This window comes from Paracoccus broussonetiae (assembly GCF_031854425.1).
Lineage (GTDB): Bacteria > Pseudomonadota > Alphaproteobacteria > Rhodobacterales > Rhodobacteraceae > Paracoccus > Paracoccus broussonetiae.
The window spans coordinates 122,503-139,011 of record NZ_JAVRQI010000006.1; the positions used below are offsets into that span (position 1 = coordinate 122,503).

The 16,509-nt window shown below is 63.9% G+C and carries 14 protein-coding genes; 12 read left to right on the top strand and 2 right to left on the bottom strand.

Annotated elements, in window-relative coordinates; genetic code table 11:
* The first annotated feature begins 30 nt into the window (after positions 1 to 30).
* From RM190_RS09360 to RM190_RS09395, 8 genes are all read left to right on the top strand, one after another.
* On the top strand, positions 31 to 1,542 hold the full coding sequence (locus tag RM190_RS09360; protein ID WP_311759158.1) for a sugar ABC transporter ATP-binding protein: 1,512 nt from the start codon (positions 31 to 33) through the stop codon (positions 1,540 to 1,542).
* Positions 1,539 to 2,516: an ABC transporter permease gene (locus tag RM190_RS09365; RefSeq protein ID WP_311759159.1), complete on the top strand. Its 978-nt coding sequence runs from the start codon at positions 1,539 to 1,541 to the stop codon at positions 2,514 to 2,516. Before RM190_RS09360 ends, RM190_RS09365 begins: the two co-directional genes overlap by 4 nt.
* Positions 2,517 to 2,518: 2 nt before the next feature.
* Complete coding sequence (locus RM190_RS09370) at positions 2,519 to 3,460, top strand: tagatose kinase (RefSeq protein ID WP_311759160.1); 942 nt, start codon at positions 2,519 to 2,521, stop codon at positions 3,458 to 3,460.
* Between the two features lie 4 nt (positions 3,461 to 3,464).
* Positions 3,465 to 4,742, top strand: a complete 1,278-nt coding sequence (locus RM190_RS09375) for a D-tagatose-bisphosphate aldolase, class II, non-catalytic subunit (RefSeq protein ID WP_311759161.1) — start codon at positions 3,465 to 3,467, stop codon at positions 4,740 to 4,742.
* 130 nt (positions 4,743 to 4,872) lie between these two features.
* Positions 4,873 to 5,871, top strand: a complete 999-nt coding sequence (locus tag RM190_RS09380; RefSeq protein ID WP_311759162.1) for a LacI family DNA-binding transcriptional regulator — start codon at positions 4,873 to 4,875, stop codon at positions 5,869 to 5,871.
* 169 nt (positions 5,872 to 6,040) lie between these two features.
* Positions 6,041 to 7,498, top strand: a complete 1,458-nt coding sequence (locus RM190_RS09385; RefSeq protein WP_311759163.1) for a basic amino acid/polyamine antiporter — start codon at positions 6,041 to 6,043, stop codon at positions 7,496 to 7,498.
* Positions 7,499 to 7,515: 17 nt separating this feature from the next.
* The gene (locus RM190_RS09390; protein ID WP_311759164.1) at positions 7,516 to 8,760 is read left to right on the top strand and encodes an arginine deiminase; all 1,245 of its coding nucleotides are present in this window, start codon (positions 7,516 to 7,518) and stop codon (positions 8,758 to 8,760) included.
* The gene (locus tag RM190_RS09395) at positions 8,760 to 10,172 is read left to right on the top strand and encodes a basic amino acid/polyamine antiporter (RefSeq protein ID WP_311759165.1); all 1,413 of its coding nucleotides are present in this window, start codon (positions 8,760 to 8,762) and stop codon (positions 10,170 to 10,172) included. The genes RM190_RS09390 and RM190_RS09395 overlap by 1 nt, the downstream gene beginning before the upstream one ends.
* Positions 10,173 to 10,248: 76 nt before the next feature.
* On the opposite strand, the gene RM190_RS09400 is transcribed toward RM190_RS09395, so the two are convergent.
* A complete protein-coding gene (locus RM190_RS09400; protein WP_311759166.1) occupies positions 10,249 to 11,325 on the bottom strand; it encodes an alpha/beta hydrolase in 1,077 nt (358 codons plus the stop codon).
* Between the two features lie 428 nt (positions 11,326 to 11,753).
* Here RM190_RS09400 and RM190_RS09405 point away from each other — a divergent pair, with 428 nt between their 5' ends.
* From RM190_RS09405 to RM190_RS09420, 4 genes are all read left to right on the top strand, one after another.
* Entirely contained in the window at positions 11,754 to 11,939 is a 186-nt protein-coding gene (locus RM190_RS09405; RefSeq protein ID WP_311759167.1) for a DUF3008 family protein, read from the top strand.
* Between the two features lie 143 nt (positions 11,940 to 12,082).
* Entirely contained in the window at positions 12,083 to 13,177 is a 1,095-nt protein-coding gene (locus RM190_RS09410) for a mechanosensitive ion channel family protein (protein WP_311759168.1), read from the top strand.
* A gap of 98 nt (positions 13,178 to 13,275) precedes the next feature.
* Positions 13,276 to 13,413, top strand: coding sequence for a hypothetical protein (locus tag RM190_RS09415; RefSeq protein WP_311759169.1), 138 nt, complete (start codon positions 13,276 to 13,278; stop codon positions 13,411 to 13,413).
* A gap of 21 nt (positions 13,414 to 13,434) precedes the next feature.
* Positions 13,435 to 15,786, top strand: a complete 2,352-nt coding sequence (locus RM190_RS09420; RefSeq protein WP_311759170.1) for a glucose/quinate/shikimate family membrane-bound PQQ-dependent dehydrogenase — start codon at positions 13,435 to 13,437, stop codon at positions 15,784 to 15,786.
* Positions 15,787 to 15,804: 18 nt separating this feature from the next.
* Here RM190_RS09420 and RM190_RS09425 read toward each other — a convergent pair whose 3' ends face one another.
* A complete protein-coding gene (locus RM190_RS09425) occupies positions 15,805 to 16,485 on the bottom strand; it encodes a GntR family transcriptional regulator (RefSeq protein WP_311759171.1) in 681 nt (226 codons plus the stop codon).
* Positions 16,486 to 16,509: the final 24 nt, after the last annotated feature.

Consider the following 16,509-nt stretch of genomic DNA (forward strand, 5'->3'; position numbering starts at 1 on the left):
GTCCCCGACACCGCCAGAGGAGTTCCCGAAATGACGCTGACGAGCAAGCCAGTGCTGTCCCTGCGCGATATCAGGAAGAATTTCGGCCCGGTCGAGGCGCTGAAATCCATGCGGCTCGATGTCCGCCCCGGACGCGTGCACACCATTCTTGGGGAAAACGGCGCGGGCAAGTCCACGCTGATGAAAATCCTGGTCGGCGTTCACCAACCCTCGGGCGGCGAAATGACGCTGGACGGCCGCCCCTATGCCCCGCAAAGCCCGCGCGACGCGGCAGCGCAGGGGCTTGCGATCGTGTTCCAGGAACTCAGCCTCTGCAACAATCTGACCGTCGCCGAAAACATCCTGGCGACGCACGAACCGGCGCGCTTCGGCTTCATCAACGACCGCAAGCTGCGCGCCGAGGCGCGGGCGCTGATCCGCGAGCTTGGCCTGCCGGTCGATGCCGGCGCCCGGGTCGGCCAGCTTTCCATCGCACAGCGCCAGCTTGTCGAGATCGCCAAGGGGCTCAGCAAGCCCGCGAAGGTGCTGATCCTGGACGAGCCGACCTCGTCCCTGTCGGATTCCGAGGCCGAGATCCTTTTCCGTATCATCGAGCGGCTGAAGGCGCGGGGCACGGCGATCATCTATATCTCGCACCGCATGGAAGAGATCATGCGCCTGTCCGACGACATCACCGTCGTCCGCGACGGTACCTACATCGCAACGCATGAACGCGACGAGACCTCGATCGAGGAGTTGATCGCGCTGATGGTCGGTCGCCGGATGGACGAGATCTATCCCCCCCGGCTTGCTCCAGCGCCAACTCCTGATGTCCCACCAACGCTGGAGGTTCGCGGGCTGTCCTGTCCGGGACGTTTCCGTGATGTCGATTTCCAGGTTCGCCCCGGCGAGATCCTGGGCTTCTTCGGCCTGATCGGGTCGGGACGGTCTGACGTGATGAACGCGCTGTTCGGGATGCGCGAGACCAGCGGCGAAATCAGCCTCGGTGGCAGGGCCCTGCGCCTGCGCAAACCTTCGGACGCGATCGCGGCAGGCATCGGATTCGTGACCGAGAACCGGAAGGAAGAGGGACTGGCACTTGGTGCTCCGGTGCGCTCGAACATCTCGATGGCGGCACTTGGGAATTTCTCCGGCGCCTCGGGCTTCCTGCAATTCGGGGCCGAACGCCGCGCCGCCAACTCTGAGGTGCAGCGGCTGGGCATCCGCACCAATTCGCTGGAAACCATCGCGGGCACACTGTCAGGCGGCAACCAGCAAAAGATCGTGCTGGCGAAATGGCTGCTGACGCGACCGCGCGTCCTGATCCTTGACGAACCGACGCGTGGCGTCGATGTCGGCGCGAAATTCGAGATCTATCGCATCATCCGCGAACTGGCTGCCGGGGGGACCGCGATCCTGCTCGTCTCCTCGGAACTGCCCGAAGTGCTCGGGCTGGCCGATCGTATTGCCATCATGTCCGAAGGACGCATCACGGCGACCGTCGCAAGACGCGACCTGACGCCGGAAATCGTCATGGCCCATGCAACGGGAACCCATCAATGACCCAGACCACCGACACCGGCTCCGGCAGCAGTCGCGAGCAGTTGCGCGCGACCTTGCACCAATACGGCGGGATCCTTGTCTCGCTGGTGCTGCTTTGCGTCGTCTTCAGCCTGATGAACGAACGGTTCATGACGGTCGCGAACCTGACCAACATCCTGCAGCAGGTGGCAGTCGTCGCCATCGCCGCCTTCGGCATGACCTGGGTGATCCTGCTTGGGGAAATCGATCTGTCCATCGGCTCGATCATCGCGGTCGCGGGCATGGCAGGCGCGCAGGCGCTTGGATTTGGCTGGGGCTTTGCCCCGGCGCTGGCCTTCACGCTGGCCGCGGGGGCGGTGATGGGGCTCATCAACGGGGTGCTGACGGCCAAGCTGATGCTGCCCTCGTTCATCGTCACCGTGGCGACGATGGGCATCTATCGCGGCTTCGTCAGCCTGCCGACCAATGGCGCGCCCGCTATGATCATGGACCCGGCCTGGATCGCCATCGGTGCCAACAGCTGGCTTGGCCTGCCGATCATCATCTGGATCGTCGTCGCATTGTTCCTGTTCAACCACATCCTGCTGTCGCGCACGACCTTTGGTCGGCGCACCTATCTGACCGGTGGCAATCGCGAAGCGGCGCTCTATTCCGGCATCAAGGTTGACCGCCTGAAGATCGCGATCTTCACCCTGTCGGGCGTGATGGCGGCTGTTTCCGGGGTTCTTCTCTCCTCGCGCCTCTATTCGGCCCAGACCAATGCGGGCATGAGCTATGAACTCGACGCGATCGCAGCGGCGGTTCTGGGCGGGACCAGCCTTGCGGGCGGCGTCGGCACCATGGTCGGCACGCTGATCGGCGCGCTGATCATCGGGGTCATGAACAATGGCATGAACATGCTGTCGGTGCCTTATTTTTACCAACTGATCGTCAAGGGGCTGGTGATCCTGATCGCCGTCTGGCTGGACGTGCGGGCCAAGCAAAGGCGGACCTGAGAATGCAGAAAGTCCTGACGATCGGCGAAGTGCTGGTCGAGATCGTGGCGACCACCAAGGGCGACGGGTTTCTGGCGGCACAGCCGCTTGTCGGTCCGTTCCCCTCGGGTGCGCCTGCGATCTTCATCGATCAGGTGGGCAAGCTGGGCACGCCCTGCGCCATCGTCTCGCGCGTGGGGGACGATGATTTCGGCCGCGTGAACATCGAACGGCTGCGCGCGGACGGGGTCGACGTCTCGGGCATCGAGATCGCCGAGGGCGAGACCACCGGCAGCGCCTTCGTCCGCTATCGCGAAGATGGCAGCCGCGCCTTTCTTTACAACATCCGCCACAGCGCCTGCGGCAAGATCCGTCCCAACCCCGTTTCCGCGGCGTTGGTGGACAGCTGCGACCACCTGCATGTCATGGGCTCGGCCTTTTCGGCGCCGGAGCTTGGCGCGATGGTCATGGACGCGGCGCAGCGCATCAAGACGCGTGGCGGCACCATTTCCTTCGACCCGAACCTGCGACCGGAACTGATGCGAGACCCGGCGATGCGCGCGCCGCTGGATGCCATCCTTGCCATGACCGACCTGTTCCTGCCCTCGGGCGAGGAACTGTTCCTGTTCGAGCCCGACCACGACGAAGCGGGTGCCGTTGAGGCCCTGCTGGCGCGGGGCATTCGAACCGTCGTCCTGAAACGTGGGGCCAAGGGGGCAAGCCTGTTCCAGAAGGGGCTGCGGGCGGATGCGCAACCGATCCCGGTCGAGGAACTGGACCCGACCGGCGCGGGCGATGCCTTCGGCGGTGCTTTCCTCAGTTTCTGGCTGCGGGGCACCGATCCGGCCGAGGCGCTGCGGCTCGCCAACGCCGCGGGCGCGCGCGCTGTGACCCGCCTTGGCCCGATGGAGGGCACCTCGACCCGCGTTGAACTGGACGCAATCCTGCAAGGGCAGAAAGGCTAGAACCATGACCAAGAACCCGCTGCAATCCATCGCCGAATGGCGTGGCCGTCCCGGACCTTCGGGCATCCCGTCGATCTGCACCGCGCATCCCGTCGTGATCGAGGCCGCGATGAATTGCATCGCGCCGACACCGCTGTCCCTGCTGATCGAGGCGACCTGCAACCAGGTCAATCAGGACGGCGGCTATACCGGCATGACGCCCGCCGATTTCCGCCGCTTTGTCGAAGGGATCGCCGCCCGCACCGGCTTTCCGCTGGAACGCCTGATCCTGGGCGGCGACCACCTTGGCCCCAATCCGTGGAAAAACCTGCCCGCCGACCAGGCGATGGAAAAGGCCGAAACGATGATCCGCGACTATGCCGCGGCGGGCTTCACCAAGCTGCATCTGGATTGCTCGATGGGTTGCGCGGGCGAGCCTGTGGCGCTGGACGACGCGGAAACCGCAAGCCGCGCCGCGCGGCTGGCCGCCGCCGCGGAAGCGGCCCGACCGGCAGACGGGGTGGCCCCGGTCTATATCATCGGGACCGAGGTTCCGATCCCGGGCGGCGCGATGGAAGAGATCGAGGGGCTGGAGGTCACGCACTCGGACGCGGCCCAGACCACGTTCGAGGTTCATCGCCGCGCCTTTGCCGATGCCGGGATAAGCGACGCCTTTGCCCGCGTCATCGGGCTTGTCGTGCAGCCGGGCGTCGAGTTCGGAAACCACAACGTCATCGACTATGATCCGGTCGCCGCCGCAGAACTCAGCGCGACGCTGGACAAGCTGCCGGGGCTGGTGTTCGAGGCGCATTCGACCGACTACCAGACCCGCGAAGCCCTGACCGCGCTGGTCCGCGACGGATTTGCGATCCTGAAGGTCGGGCCCGGCCTGACCTTCGTGCTGCGCGAGGCGCTTTACGGACTGGACGCCATCGCCGAGGAACTGTTCCCCGGCAAGCGCAGCCAGACCCTGCGCCAGTCGATGGAGGCACTGATGCTGGACGCGCCCGCGAACTGGGACCGCTATTACCACGGCACCGACGCGGAACGCGCGCTGCAGCGCCATTTCTCGTATAGCGACCGTATCCGTTACTACTGGCCGCAGCCTGGTGCCGAAAAGGCCGTGACAGAGCTTTTCGACCTGCTGGGCGAGAGCGAGCTGCCCGAAACGCTGATCGGGCAATATCTGGGCGGGCTTTACCCGGATGTCCGCGCAGGCAAGCTGGCGCCAAGGGCCGGGGCACTGGCGCTGGCAGCGGTCGACCGGCTGGCGCAGGACTACGTGGCAGCCTGCCTTGACTAGGGCACCACGCCCCTGAACTTATGCGGTCGGCCAATCTCTTTGGCCGCCCGCCCGAATGATGCAGGAAAGATGCGCTTCCGGGCTGGCCCCGAGGCGGGAGGTGGGGATGGACGTGCAAAAGATCAGGACCATGGAAGAATTCTCCGTGGTCACGGGAATATCCCGCCCGACGATCTCGAAATACTTCAACGATCCGTCCAGCGTCCGGCATTCGACCCGTGAGCGGATCGAGGCCGCCATTATCCGCTATGGCTATCGCCCGAACCTGTTCGCGATCAACCAGAACAGGAAGTTCACCAAGAATATCGGCATCATCGTTCCCCATATCGTCGACCCGTTCTATGCCGAGATCGTGCGCCATATCGAATTGCGTTGCGCCGAGGCCGGGTATTGGGCCATTGTCCTTGGCTCGCACGGCGACCCGGAGCGCGAGGCGAACGCGATCGAGATGCTCTATTCGCTGCGAATCGCAGGAGCGATCATCGCGCCGCTGGGGGACAGCTCTGCCCCCGACCGCATCCGGCAGCTGGCCAGCGACATTCCCACGGTGATCTTCGACAACCACATGAATGGCGAGGAGATCTTTGTCGGGACCGACAACTTCCAGTCGATGGGGTTGATGGTGGATTACCTGTGCCGCAGTGGCGAGCCACCCTGCTTCCTGGACATGCCGGCAGTGAATACCAACGCGCGCGAGCGGCGCGAGGCCTATGTCCGCGCGATGGAAGGGCAGGGGCTGGACCCATTCGTAATCCCGGTCGAGACGACGGAATGGCATTTCGAGGAACTGGGCTATCGCACCGGGCTGAAATTGCTGCCCTCGCGCGATCTGCCGTGGAACACGGTTCTTTGCGCCAATGACCGACTGGCGATCGGCCTGATCGCCGCCGCCTTCGAACGCGGAACCGTCGTCGGGCGCGGTTCGCCTTCGGCGCTGCGGGTGGCGGGACACGACGATCATCCGATGGCCCGTTTCACCGCGCCGGGGTTGACGACGGTCGCCCAGGACTATGTCTCGATCGCTGAAAACAGCGTGACGACGTTGTTCGACATGATCGAGGAAGGCAGGCGTCCTGTCGACCCGGTGAAGCGGGTCGAGGGCCGATTGATCCTGCGCGCCTCGGCCTGACCCCGTTCCGGACGGGCCGCAGGCGCCCCTATCGACGCGTCTGAAATTCGGGGCCGCTGGCCCGCAGAATGCACGCAAGTCGAGATTAAGCCTTGCCAAGCCGAATGAGGCTTGCCACCATTCCGTTGATTGGAAGGAATTATTTTCAGCGGCTGCCGAGGGGATGCTCATGGCCGGTTCCGAAATCCACGACAAGACGGACATTTCTGGCAAGCTCTCGCTACCAATCCTGACGGCCATGGTCGTCGGATCGATGGTGGGGTCGGGGATCTTTTCGCTTCCCCGCACCTTCGGCCTTGCGACCGGGCCATTCGGAGCAATCATCGCCTGGATCATCGCGGGCGGCGGCATGTACATGCTGGCCCGCGTGTTCCAGTTCCTTGCACAGCGCAAGCCCGAGCTTGATGCCGGTGTCTATGCCTATGCGAAGGCGGGCTTCGGGGATTATCCGGGCTTTCTGTCCGCGCTTGGCTACTGGATCGGTTCCTGCATCGGCAACGTATCCTACTGGGTGCTGATCAAATCGACGCTGGGCGCGTTCTTCCCGGTCTTCGGGGACGGCAATACGGTGGTCGCGATCCTCGTCGCCTCGGTCGGGATCTGGCTTTTCCATTTCATGATCCTGCGTGGCATCCAGCAGGCGGCCTTCATCAACACGGTCGTGACCATCGCGAAGATCGTGCCGATCCTGGTCTTCATCTTGATCATGTTCATCGCCTTCCGCGCGGACATGTTCAGCGCGAATTTCTGGGGCGGCGTCGACATGCCCGAGGCCAGCCTGTTCCAGCAGGTCCGCGCCACCATGCTCGTCACCGTCTTCGTCTTCCTGGGGATCGAAGGGGCCAGCGTCTATTCCCGCCATGCCCGGTCACGGAAGGACGTCGGCACGGCGACCCTGATCGGTTTTGCGGCGGTGCTGTGCCTGATGGTGCTGGTCACGCTTCTGCCCTATGCCGTGCTGCCGCGCGCCGAAATCGCCGAGATGCGCCAACCCTCGATGGCTGCCGTGCTGGAGGCGGTGGTCGGCCGTTGGGGCGCAATCTTCGTCAGTGTCGGGCTGCTCGTTTCAGTTCTGGGCGCCTATCTCGCCTGGTCGCTGATCTGTGCCGAGGTGCTGTCGATCGCTGCCAAGACCGATGACATGCCGCGTGTTTTCGCCCGCGAAAACGCGAATGGTGTTCCAGCCGCCGCCCTTTGGGCCACGAACATCGTGGTGCAGGTCTTTGTCATCACGACCTATTGGTCCAGCGACGCCTTTGCCCTGATGCTGAACCTGACCAGTGTCATGGCGCTGGTGCCATTCCTGCTGGTCGCGGGATATGGCGTGCTGATGGTGCGGCAAGGCGACAGCTATGTCGGGCAACCGGCCGAACAGCGGCGCGACCTGATTTTTGCCGCGATCGCACTGGCCTATACCGTGTTCCTGATTTTTGCGGCCGGGCTGGAATTCCTGGTGCTGTCGGCCGTGCTTTATGGACCGGGAACGCTGCTTTACCTGTGGGCCAGGCGCGAGCAGGGCAAGCCGGGACTGTTCGGTCGCATGATCGACTACGTCATCTTCGCACTGGCCGTCCTTGGCTGTGTGCTGGGCATCTGGTGGCTCGCAACGGGCTATATCACGATCTGACAAGGGAGCGAGGACGGATGAGCAAGACGACACCCTTCGGCGTGCATTCCGAGGTCGGGCAACTGCGCAAGGTCATGGTCTGCGCACCCGGCCGGGCACATCAGCGGCTGACCCCCTCGAACTGCGACCAGCTTCTGTTCGACGATGTTCTGTGGGTCGATGTCGCCAAGCGCGACCATTTCGACTTCACCACCAAGCTGCGCGATCGCGGCGTCGAGGTGGTCGAGATGCATAACCTGCTGGCCGAGACACTGGCCCTGCCCGAAGCCAGGGCCTGGATCCTGGATCATCAGGTCGTGCCAAACCAGATCGGCCTGGGCTTCGTCAACGAAGTCCGCTCCTATCTTGACGGGCTGACGCATCGCGACCTGGCCGAGACGCTGATCGGCGGGCTTTCGACCTATGAATTCCCCGAAACCCTGGGGGGCGAGGCGCTGGCCCTGATCCGGGACGCGGCTGGCGTCAACGAATACCTGCTGCCGCCACTGCCGAACACGCTTTACACGCGCGACACCACCTGCTGGATCTACGGCGGGGTCACGCTGAACCCGCTTTACTGGCCGGCCCGGCATGAAGAAACCATCCTTGCCACTGCGATCTATCGCTTCCATCCCGATTTCGCGGGCAAGGTGAATGTCTGGTGGGGCGATCCGACGCAGGATTGGGGAATGGCCACGCTGGAGGGCGGCGACGTCATGCCCATCGGCAAGGGCAACGTCCTGATCGGGATGAGCGAGCGGACCTCGCGCCAGGCGATCAGCCAGCTTGCCGCCGCGCTGTTCGCGCAAGGCGGGGCCGAACGTGTCATCATCGCCGCAATGCCCAAGCTGCGCGCGGCGATGCATCTCGACACGGTCTTCACCTTTGCCGACCACGATTGCGTTTTGATCTATCCCGATATCGTCAACACAATCGAGTGCTTCTCGTACCGGCCCGACGGCAAGGGCGGTCTGGTGCTCAGCCGCGACAAGGGCGGCCTGATCGAGACGGTGCGCGAGGCGCTGGGGCTGAAGGCAATGCGCGTGGTCGAGACGGGTGGCAACGACTACATGCGCGAACGCACGCAATGGGACAGCGGCGCGAACCTGGTTTGCGCCTCTCCGGGCGTGGTCTTTGCCTATGACCGGAACACCTATGCCAATACGCTGCTGCGCAAGGCCGGGATTGAGGTCATCACCATCGACGGCTCGGAACTGGGTCGCGGCCGGGGCGGCGGCCATTGCATGACCTGCCCGATTATCCGCGACGCCTTCGATTATTGATGGCTGAAGGGCAAGGCAAGTTCAGCCTGCCCACGCTGACCGCGATGGTCGTCGGCTCGATGGTGGGGGCGGGGATCTTTTCGCTGCCCCAGACCTTCGGGCGCGTGACCGGCGGCGTCGGCGCGCTGATCGCCTGGGCAATTGCCGGAGGCGGGATGCTGACCCTTGCCTTCGTCTTCCAGACACTGGCGCGAAGACGCCCCGATCTGGACGCGGGCGTCTTTGCCTATGCCAAGGCGGGGTTCGGCGACTATCTGGGTTTCCTGTCCGCGCTGGGTTACTGGACCGTCTGCTGTCTTGGCAACGTTTCGTACTGGATCCTGATCAAGTCCACGCTTGGTGCGGTCATCCCGGCTTTTGGCGACGGAAATTCGGCGATGGCGATCGCGGTTTCGTCGCTGGGAGTCTGGATCGTCCACCTGCTGATCCTGCGCGGCGTGCGGCAGGCCGCGGCGCTGAACACAATCGTCACCGTGGCCAAGATCGTGCCGATCCTGACCTTCATTGCCATCGCAACCTTCGCCTTTGATGGGGGTGTATTCGCGGCAAACCTTGACGGCGGCCCCGCGTTGGAAACCCAGGGCATCGCCGCCCAGGTGCGCGGCACGATGCTGGTCACTGTCTTCGTCTTCGTCGGGATCGAGGGCGCCAGCGTCTATTCACGCTATGCCCGCCGGCGCGAGGATGTCGGGCTGGCGACATTGCTGGGCTTTGCGGGCGTGCTTTGCCTGCTGGTGCTGGTTACGTTGCTGTCTTACGGCATCCTGCCGCAAGAGCGGTTGGCGGGACTGCGCAACCCCTCGATGTCGGGGGTGCTTCAGGCGATCGTCGGGAACTGGGGCGCCGTTTTCATCAGCTTGGGACTGATCGTCTCGGTCCTTGGCGCCTATCTGTCATGGTCACTGCTGGCGGCCGAGGTCCTGTTCCTGGCCGCACGGACAGAGACGATGCCACGATTTCTGGCCGCGCAGAACGCGAACGGCGTGCCCTCGGCAGCGCTGTGGCTGACGAACCTGCTGATCCAGGCCTTCCTGATCCTCAGCTTCTTCGCCGAGGAAGCCTTTCTTATCGCGATGAAGCTGACCTCTTCGATGATCCTGCTGCCCTATGTTCTGGTCGCGGGGTTCGGGCTGATGCTGGCGCGCGGGGCGAAAGCTCCGGGGCGTGGGGCCGAATTTGCCTGCGCGCTGATCGCAACGATCTATACGCTGGGGCTTGTCGTCGCCGGGGGACTGGACTTCTTCCTGCTGTCGCTTTGCATCTATGCGCCGGGAACGGCGCTGTTTCTGCTGACCCGCAGGCAGGCGGGAAAGTCCGTGTTCACCCGGCGGGAATGGCTGATCTTTGCGCTGGTCGTAGCAGGCGCCGTCGCGGCGCTGACCGCATTGGCGACAGGTACGATCCGGCTTTAGCGAAGTCACAATAACCATAGTTATGTAACACGTTGCCCACCTCGCGGCAGGCAACGTCAGTGTCATGACACTGAGTTCAGCCGCCGTTGATCATGATCGGCACGTTGTTCAGCATGTCGGCCAGACCCGGCGTCCGCCCGCGCGAGAAGCCGCCGGATCGGTTCAGCCCGGCTCCGATCAACTGCACGACTTCCGGTGAGCCGGCGAATTTCGAATGGCTGCCAGAGGTTGAATCGTGAATCTGCGACAAGTCGATCACCGTCACGCCCAGCCCTTCAAGCTTGGCCGCATCCGTCGCGCCCACGCGCGGAACTCCTCCCGCGATCCGGCGCGAGGCCAGAAGCGCGCGGTCGTCCTTGGACACCAGCAGGTAGATCTTCTTGCGGATCTCGGGCGAGAGTTGCTCGATCTGTGTGCGGAACAGGTCGATGTCGATATCGGGCGATGCCAGCACGATGTTGTTGATGGTCCGTCGCTTGCCCAAGGTGCCTGCCTTCTGGGCGTCGACCAGTCCTTCCATCGTCAGCAGCGTTCCCATGGAATGGGCAAATATATCAACGCTTTCGGCGTTGGTCTGGACCATGATGTCGGAAATTTCCTTCAGCTTTCCACGCGCGATCAGGGCGCTGTTCATATCATAGACATAGCGCACGGCACTGGCCGCAGAGGCCCAGGTCATCAGGACTGGCACGCCTTGATAGTTGGTATCCTCGACGAACTGGGTCAGGCGCAGGATCGCGTCGCTGGCCGTGTTGTTATAGCCGTGGACGAACAGCAGAAGCCGCCGTTGTCCGGGCGGGCGGCGGGCCAACTCTCGGTTGATCTCGGCCACGAAGGAAGCGTCGTTGCGATAGACCACCGGATCGATGATCGAAAATTCCGTGCGCGGATCGGGCGGCAGTTCCTTGGGCCGCTCAAGTTCGCCGACCTTGTGGTTCGGCGGAACAGTCGCCACGACCGAGGCCAGTCCCAATTCGGGCGCGCGATTGGCCGAGAAGAAGGCGCCCGTGACTTCCGTAGCCTGCCGGGTCGTGGTGATGAAGACCTTGTGCCGGCTAACCTCGGCAAGGTGCTCGGCGGGAATTTCGGGATTGTCCACGCCGATCAGTTCGGGGGGACGACTGCACCCTGCAAGCAGCGTTGCTGCAAGCATCAGTGCAAAAGGCAACCGGTTTGAAACCGGCAGGCATTCTCTACGCATTCGGCCCTCTGGCAAAGGTCACGGACGGCTTGAGAGTGCATAAGCCACGCGCACGCGCAAGTGAACTCGCGCCAGCAGGGCCCCGATTTTCGCGCCACTGCAGGGCGGAAAAGGCTGCCGCGCCCGGTCCTTCGGACCTCACATCGGATTGAATGCCGGAACAATCCCCCCGGAATGAGGTTTTGCCAGCACCTCGACCAAGAGGACAAGACACTGACCACTCGTTGCATGAACGCCTGAGCGACGCGGAACTGACGGAGTCGACCCTTGACGGCGCACCGATCTGTGGACCGGGTCCGAACACCGGCACTGATACCGGACACAAACGACCGCATCCCGCGCGCCCGCGGGCGGTACACCAGACCCGGAGGAAGCTTCCAATGCCAGCCAAATCGAAGGCACAGCAGAAAGCCGCCGGCGCGGCCCTGTCCGCAAAGCGCGGCGACACGAAAAAGGGCGAATTGCGCGGCGCATCGCGTGAAATGTACGATTCGATGTCGGAACGACAACTTGAGGAAGTTGCCAGCACGACACGCAAGGACAAGCCCGAGCACACGAAGAAATAGATCGGTTGGTCCGGGCAAGTCTCGCCCGGCCCCCCTGGCCCGTGCCAGCCCACGAGTTGCCGGAGTTGCCCATTCGCGCATCCCGGAACCCCTCCCCGACCGGCCCGTCTTGCCCGACGGACACCGCAACCGACGGAGACCACATGCCTTCCTGGACAATCACCAGCCTTATCTTCATTGCGGCGCTTTGCTTTGCATGGGCCGCCTGCTTCCTGCTTTACCGCCTTGCACAGAAAGTCCTGAGCCATCGGGACGAATTCTGGCGCAAGCTGTTGTCGCGAACACGCGGGCCGGTTCAGCTTGCCATGATGATCATGGCCGTATCGTTCGCGGCCAATATCGCCCCTTTGCCCCTGCGCGAAGGCAACCTGCTGCGACACGCCATGCTGATCGCCTTCATCGCCTGCGTGACCTGGTTCGTCAGGATCATGCTTGAGATCTGGATGACGCTGCACCTGCGCCGCTTTCGCCTGGATGTCGAAGATAACCTTCTGGCCCGAAAGCACGTCACCCAGACCCGCATTTTGGAACGGGTCGCGGTGGTGCTGATTGTGGCCATCGGCGTCAGCGCGGCGCTGATGACGATCGACGGGGTGCGGCAGTACGGGGTCAGCCTGCTGGCTTCCGCCGGGGCGGCGGGGATTGTCGTCGGCCTTGCCCTGCAACCGGTGCTGCGCAACCTGCTGGCGGGCATCCAGCTTGCCCTGACCCAGCCGATCCGCATCGACGACGCCGTTATTGTCGAGGGCGAATGGGGTAATATCGAGGAGATCACCTCGACCTATGTCGTCGTCCGCATCTGGGACAAGCGGCGGCTGATCGTGCCCCTGAACTATTTCATGGAACAGCCTTTCCAGAACTGGACCCGCAATGACGCGACCCTGATCGGCACCGTCCTGATCTATCTGGATTATGAGGTCTCGGTCCCCGAATTGCGCGCCGAGGCCGAACGGATCGTCCGCGCCTCTCCTCTGTGGAACCGCGACGTTTTCGCGCTGCAAGTCACCGATTTCCGCGAAAACGTGGTCGAGGTCCGCATTCTTGCCAGCGCGACCCATGCCGGCAAGGCATTCGACCTGCGTTGCGAGATCCGCGAGAAGCTGCTGGCCTATCTGCAGCGCGAACAACAGGCAGCACTGCCCCGCTGGCGCGAAACTGTCCTTGCAGATCAGAAACTCTTGGCTACCATGGAGGCGACCCAGCCCGGACAGTCCTATGCCCGGCCCGGCAGATCCTGAACGCCGCCTGACCCAGCCAGTTAGCCCGTTTCCCGGTTAACCCGTGACGCCAGCACTGCCCATTCGCCGTTCCGAATTCGTCTGATTCTGGGGGATGCATGTCCAGTCGAACCATCATCGTTTTTGTCGTGATCGTGCTGCTGCTTGCGGTCCTTTACGCCGTGATCCCATCGGGGCGGGACGGGCCGTCTCCGGCGCAGGACAGCGCCAATCCCCACGCCATCGACCAGGATTGATTCAGACCTTCGGGGGCCGTCATGCTTGCAATCACAACTGCCATCTTCGCACTGATCGGTATTGCCCTGGCCGCACTGGGGGGGTGGCTGGTGATGCTGGGCGGCAGCCCGGCCTATCTGGTACTGGCTGTGGCCGTTCTGGTCGTGGCCTTCCTGCTGGCCCGGCGAAACGGCGCGGCGATCTGGCTCTTCGCAGTGACCGTCATCCTGTGGCTGATCTGGGCAGTGTGGGAAGTAGGTTTCGACTGGTGGCAACTGGCACCGCGTGGCGGGCTGGTCGTGCTGATGGCGATGTGGCTGTGCCTGCCTGTGGTCCGCGCCGGGCTGATCCCCGCATCCCCCTCGACGGGACGGGTGTCCGGCTGGCCTGTGGGCATCGCATCGGTGATCTCGGTCGCGGTGGCTGGCTACGCCATGATGCAGGATCCGACCGCCCTTGATGGCGCCCTGAATACCGAACCCAGGACCGAGGCCCCGGCACTGGGCAACGAGATCCCGCCCGAGGAATGGCACCAATACGGGCGCACGAATTTCGGCCAGCGCTATTCTCCGCTGGACCAGATCACGACCGAGAATGTCGGAAGCCTGAAAGAGGTGTGGCGCTATCAGACCGGAGACGTGAAGCGCCCGGACGACGTGAACGAGACGACCTATCAGGTGACGCCGCTGAAGATCGGCGGCAAGCTTTACCTGTGCACGCCCCATAACATCGCGATCGCGCTGGACGCCGCGACCGGCAAGGAAATCTGGCGCTATGACGCGAATTCGGGGATGAGCCCGGACCGCCAGCACCAGACCTGCCGCGGCGTGACCTATTGGGACGTGGCGGATATGCCCGCCCCCCCGACCCCGGCCACGCCCGAGGACTGCCCGACCCGCGTCTATCTGCCCACCGCGGATGCACGGCTGATCGCGCTGAACGCCGAAACCGGCGAGGTCTGCACCAGTTTCGCCGATCAGGGCACGTTGAGGCTGGAAGCCGGGATGCCCTTCAACCCCGAGGGATATTACTATTCCACCTCCCCGCCGGTCGCGGTGGCGGGCAAGATCATCATCGGTGGCGCGGTCAACGACAACTTCTCGATCCAGTCGCCCTCGGGCGTGATCCGGGCCTTCGACATCCGCAGCGGGGCATTGCTGTGGAACTGGGACAGCGGCAATCCCGACGACACCACGCCCATCGACATCGCGGGCGGCGAAACCTATACCGCGAACAGCCCGAACAGCTGGTCGGTGTTTTCCGTCGATGCGGATCGCGGGCTGGTCTATATTCCCCTTGGCAATCAGGTTCCGGATCAGCTTGGCATGGGCCGTTCCCCGGCGGTCGAGGCGCATTCCTCGTCCGTGGTGGCGCTTCGTGTCGATAGCGGCCAGCAGGCCTGGGTATTCCAGACGGTGCATCACGACCTTTGGGACATGGACGTTCCGGCGCAGCCCGTTCTGGTCGACCTGACCGTGAACGGGGAGGTGCTGCCCGCGCTGGTCGCGCCGACCAAACAGGGCGACATCTATGTCCTGAACCGCGAAACCGGAGAGCCGATCCTGCCCGTCTCGGAGCAGCCCGCCCCGACGGGTGCAATTGCCGAGGATTTCACTGCCGAGACGCAACCCAGTTCCGCGCTGAGCTTCGCGCCCCCGCCCCTGCGCGAACGCGACATGTGGGGGATCACCATCTTCGACCAGCTGATGTGCCGGATCGACTTCAACCGCCTGAATTACGAGGGGCGCTATACCCCGCCCTCGCTCAACGGGACCATCGTCTATCCGGGCAATTTCGGCACGTTCAACTGGGGCAGCATTGCCGTCGATCCACAAAGGCAGGTCATGTTCGGGATGCCGACCTATCTGGCCTTTACCTCGCGCCTGGTGCCGCGCGCCGACATCGCACCCAAGGGACAGGGCGAGAAGGCCAGCGAACAGGGCCTGAACCGCAACGAGGGCGCGCCCTATGGCGTCGTCATGGGCCCGTTCCTGGGCAAGCTGAACGTCCCCTGCCAGGCCCCGCCATGGGGCTATGTTGCAGGGGCGGACCTGACCACAGGACAGATCGCGTGGAAACACCGGAACGGCACAGTCCGGGACATGACGAAGCTGCCCCTGCCCTTCAAGCTGGGCGTTCCGGGGATCGGTGGCCCGATCATCACCGGGGGCGGCGTCGCCTTTCTGGCGGCGGCGGTCGACAACTTCATCCGCGGCTATGACCTGACCACCGGCGAACAGCTGTGGCAGGCGCGTCTGCCCGCAGGCGGCCAATCGACGCCGATGACCTTTGAACAAGACGGGCGCCAGTTCGTGGTGATCGTGGCGGGCGGGCACGGTTCGATCGGGACGAAGCCGGGCGACTACGTAATCGCCTATGCCCTCGACCAGTAAGTCTGCTGCGCGCGCAGCTCAGCGCGCGCTGTCCAGCCCTTCCAGCATGGCGGCAAGATCCTGGAACCGCTCACCCTGGACCAGCACATGTTCGGTCATGATACGGGCGGCGGTTTCCTCGTCTGCGGCGCGGATCGCGTCGGCGATCACGCGATGTTCGTCCAGCGACCGGCGCACCCGTCCCTGCGCCTGCAACTGCCGACGCCGATAGGGTTGCAGCATCGCCTGAAGCCGCAGCGTTTCCGTCTCAAGGAAAGGGTTGTGGGCGGCACGATAGATGGCCTGATGGAACTGCGTGTTTTCGGCATAGTAGCGGTCAGATTCCCCCGCCTCGGCCGCCGTCTCGCAGGCTTGCAGGCTTTGCACGATGCGCGCGATGTCCCTGGCCTCGGCCCGGCGACAGGCAAGCCGGGCGCAAAACGCCTCAAGCTCGGCCATCAGCTCGAAACGCTGCATCAGCTCGCCCATGCCCAGCTTGGTGACAAAGGTGCCGCGCTTGGGCTGGACGATCAGCAGGCCCGAGGCCTCCAGCATCTGCAACGCCTCGCGCACAGGGGTGCGCGAACAGCCGTAATCGGCCGCGATGCGGTCGGGATCGATCTGGTCGCCGGGATGATAGCGCCCGTCCACGATGTCGTTTTCCAGGGCAAGTCGTATGCGTTGGGCCGTCGGAATGCTCATCGCGTCGCCATTTCTCATGTCCTGCGGATATTTCACCCGACT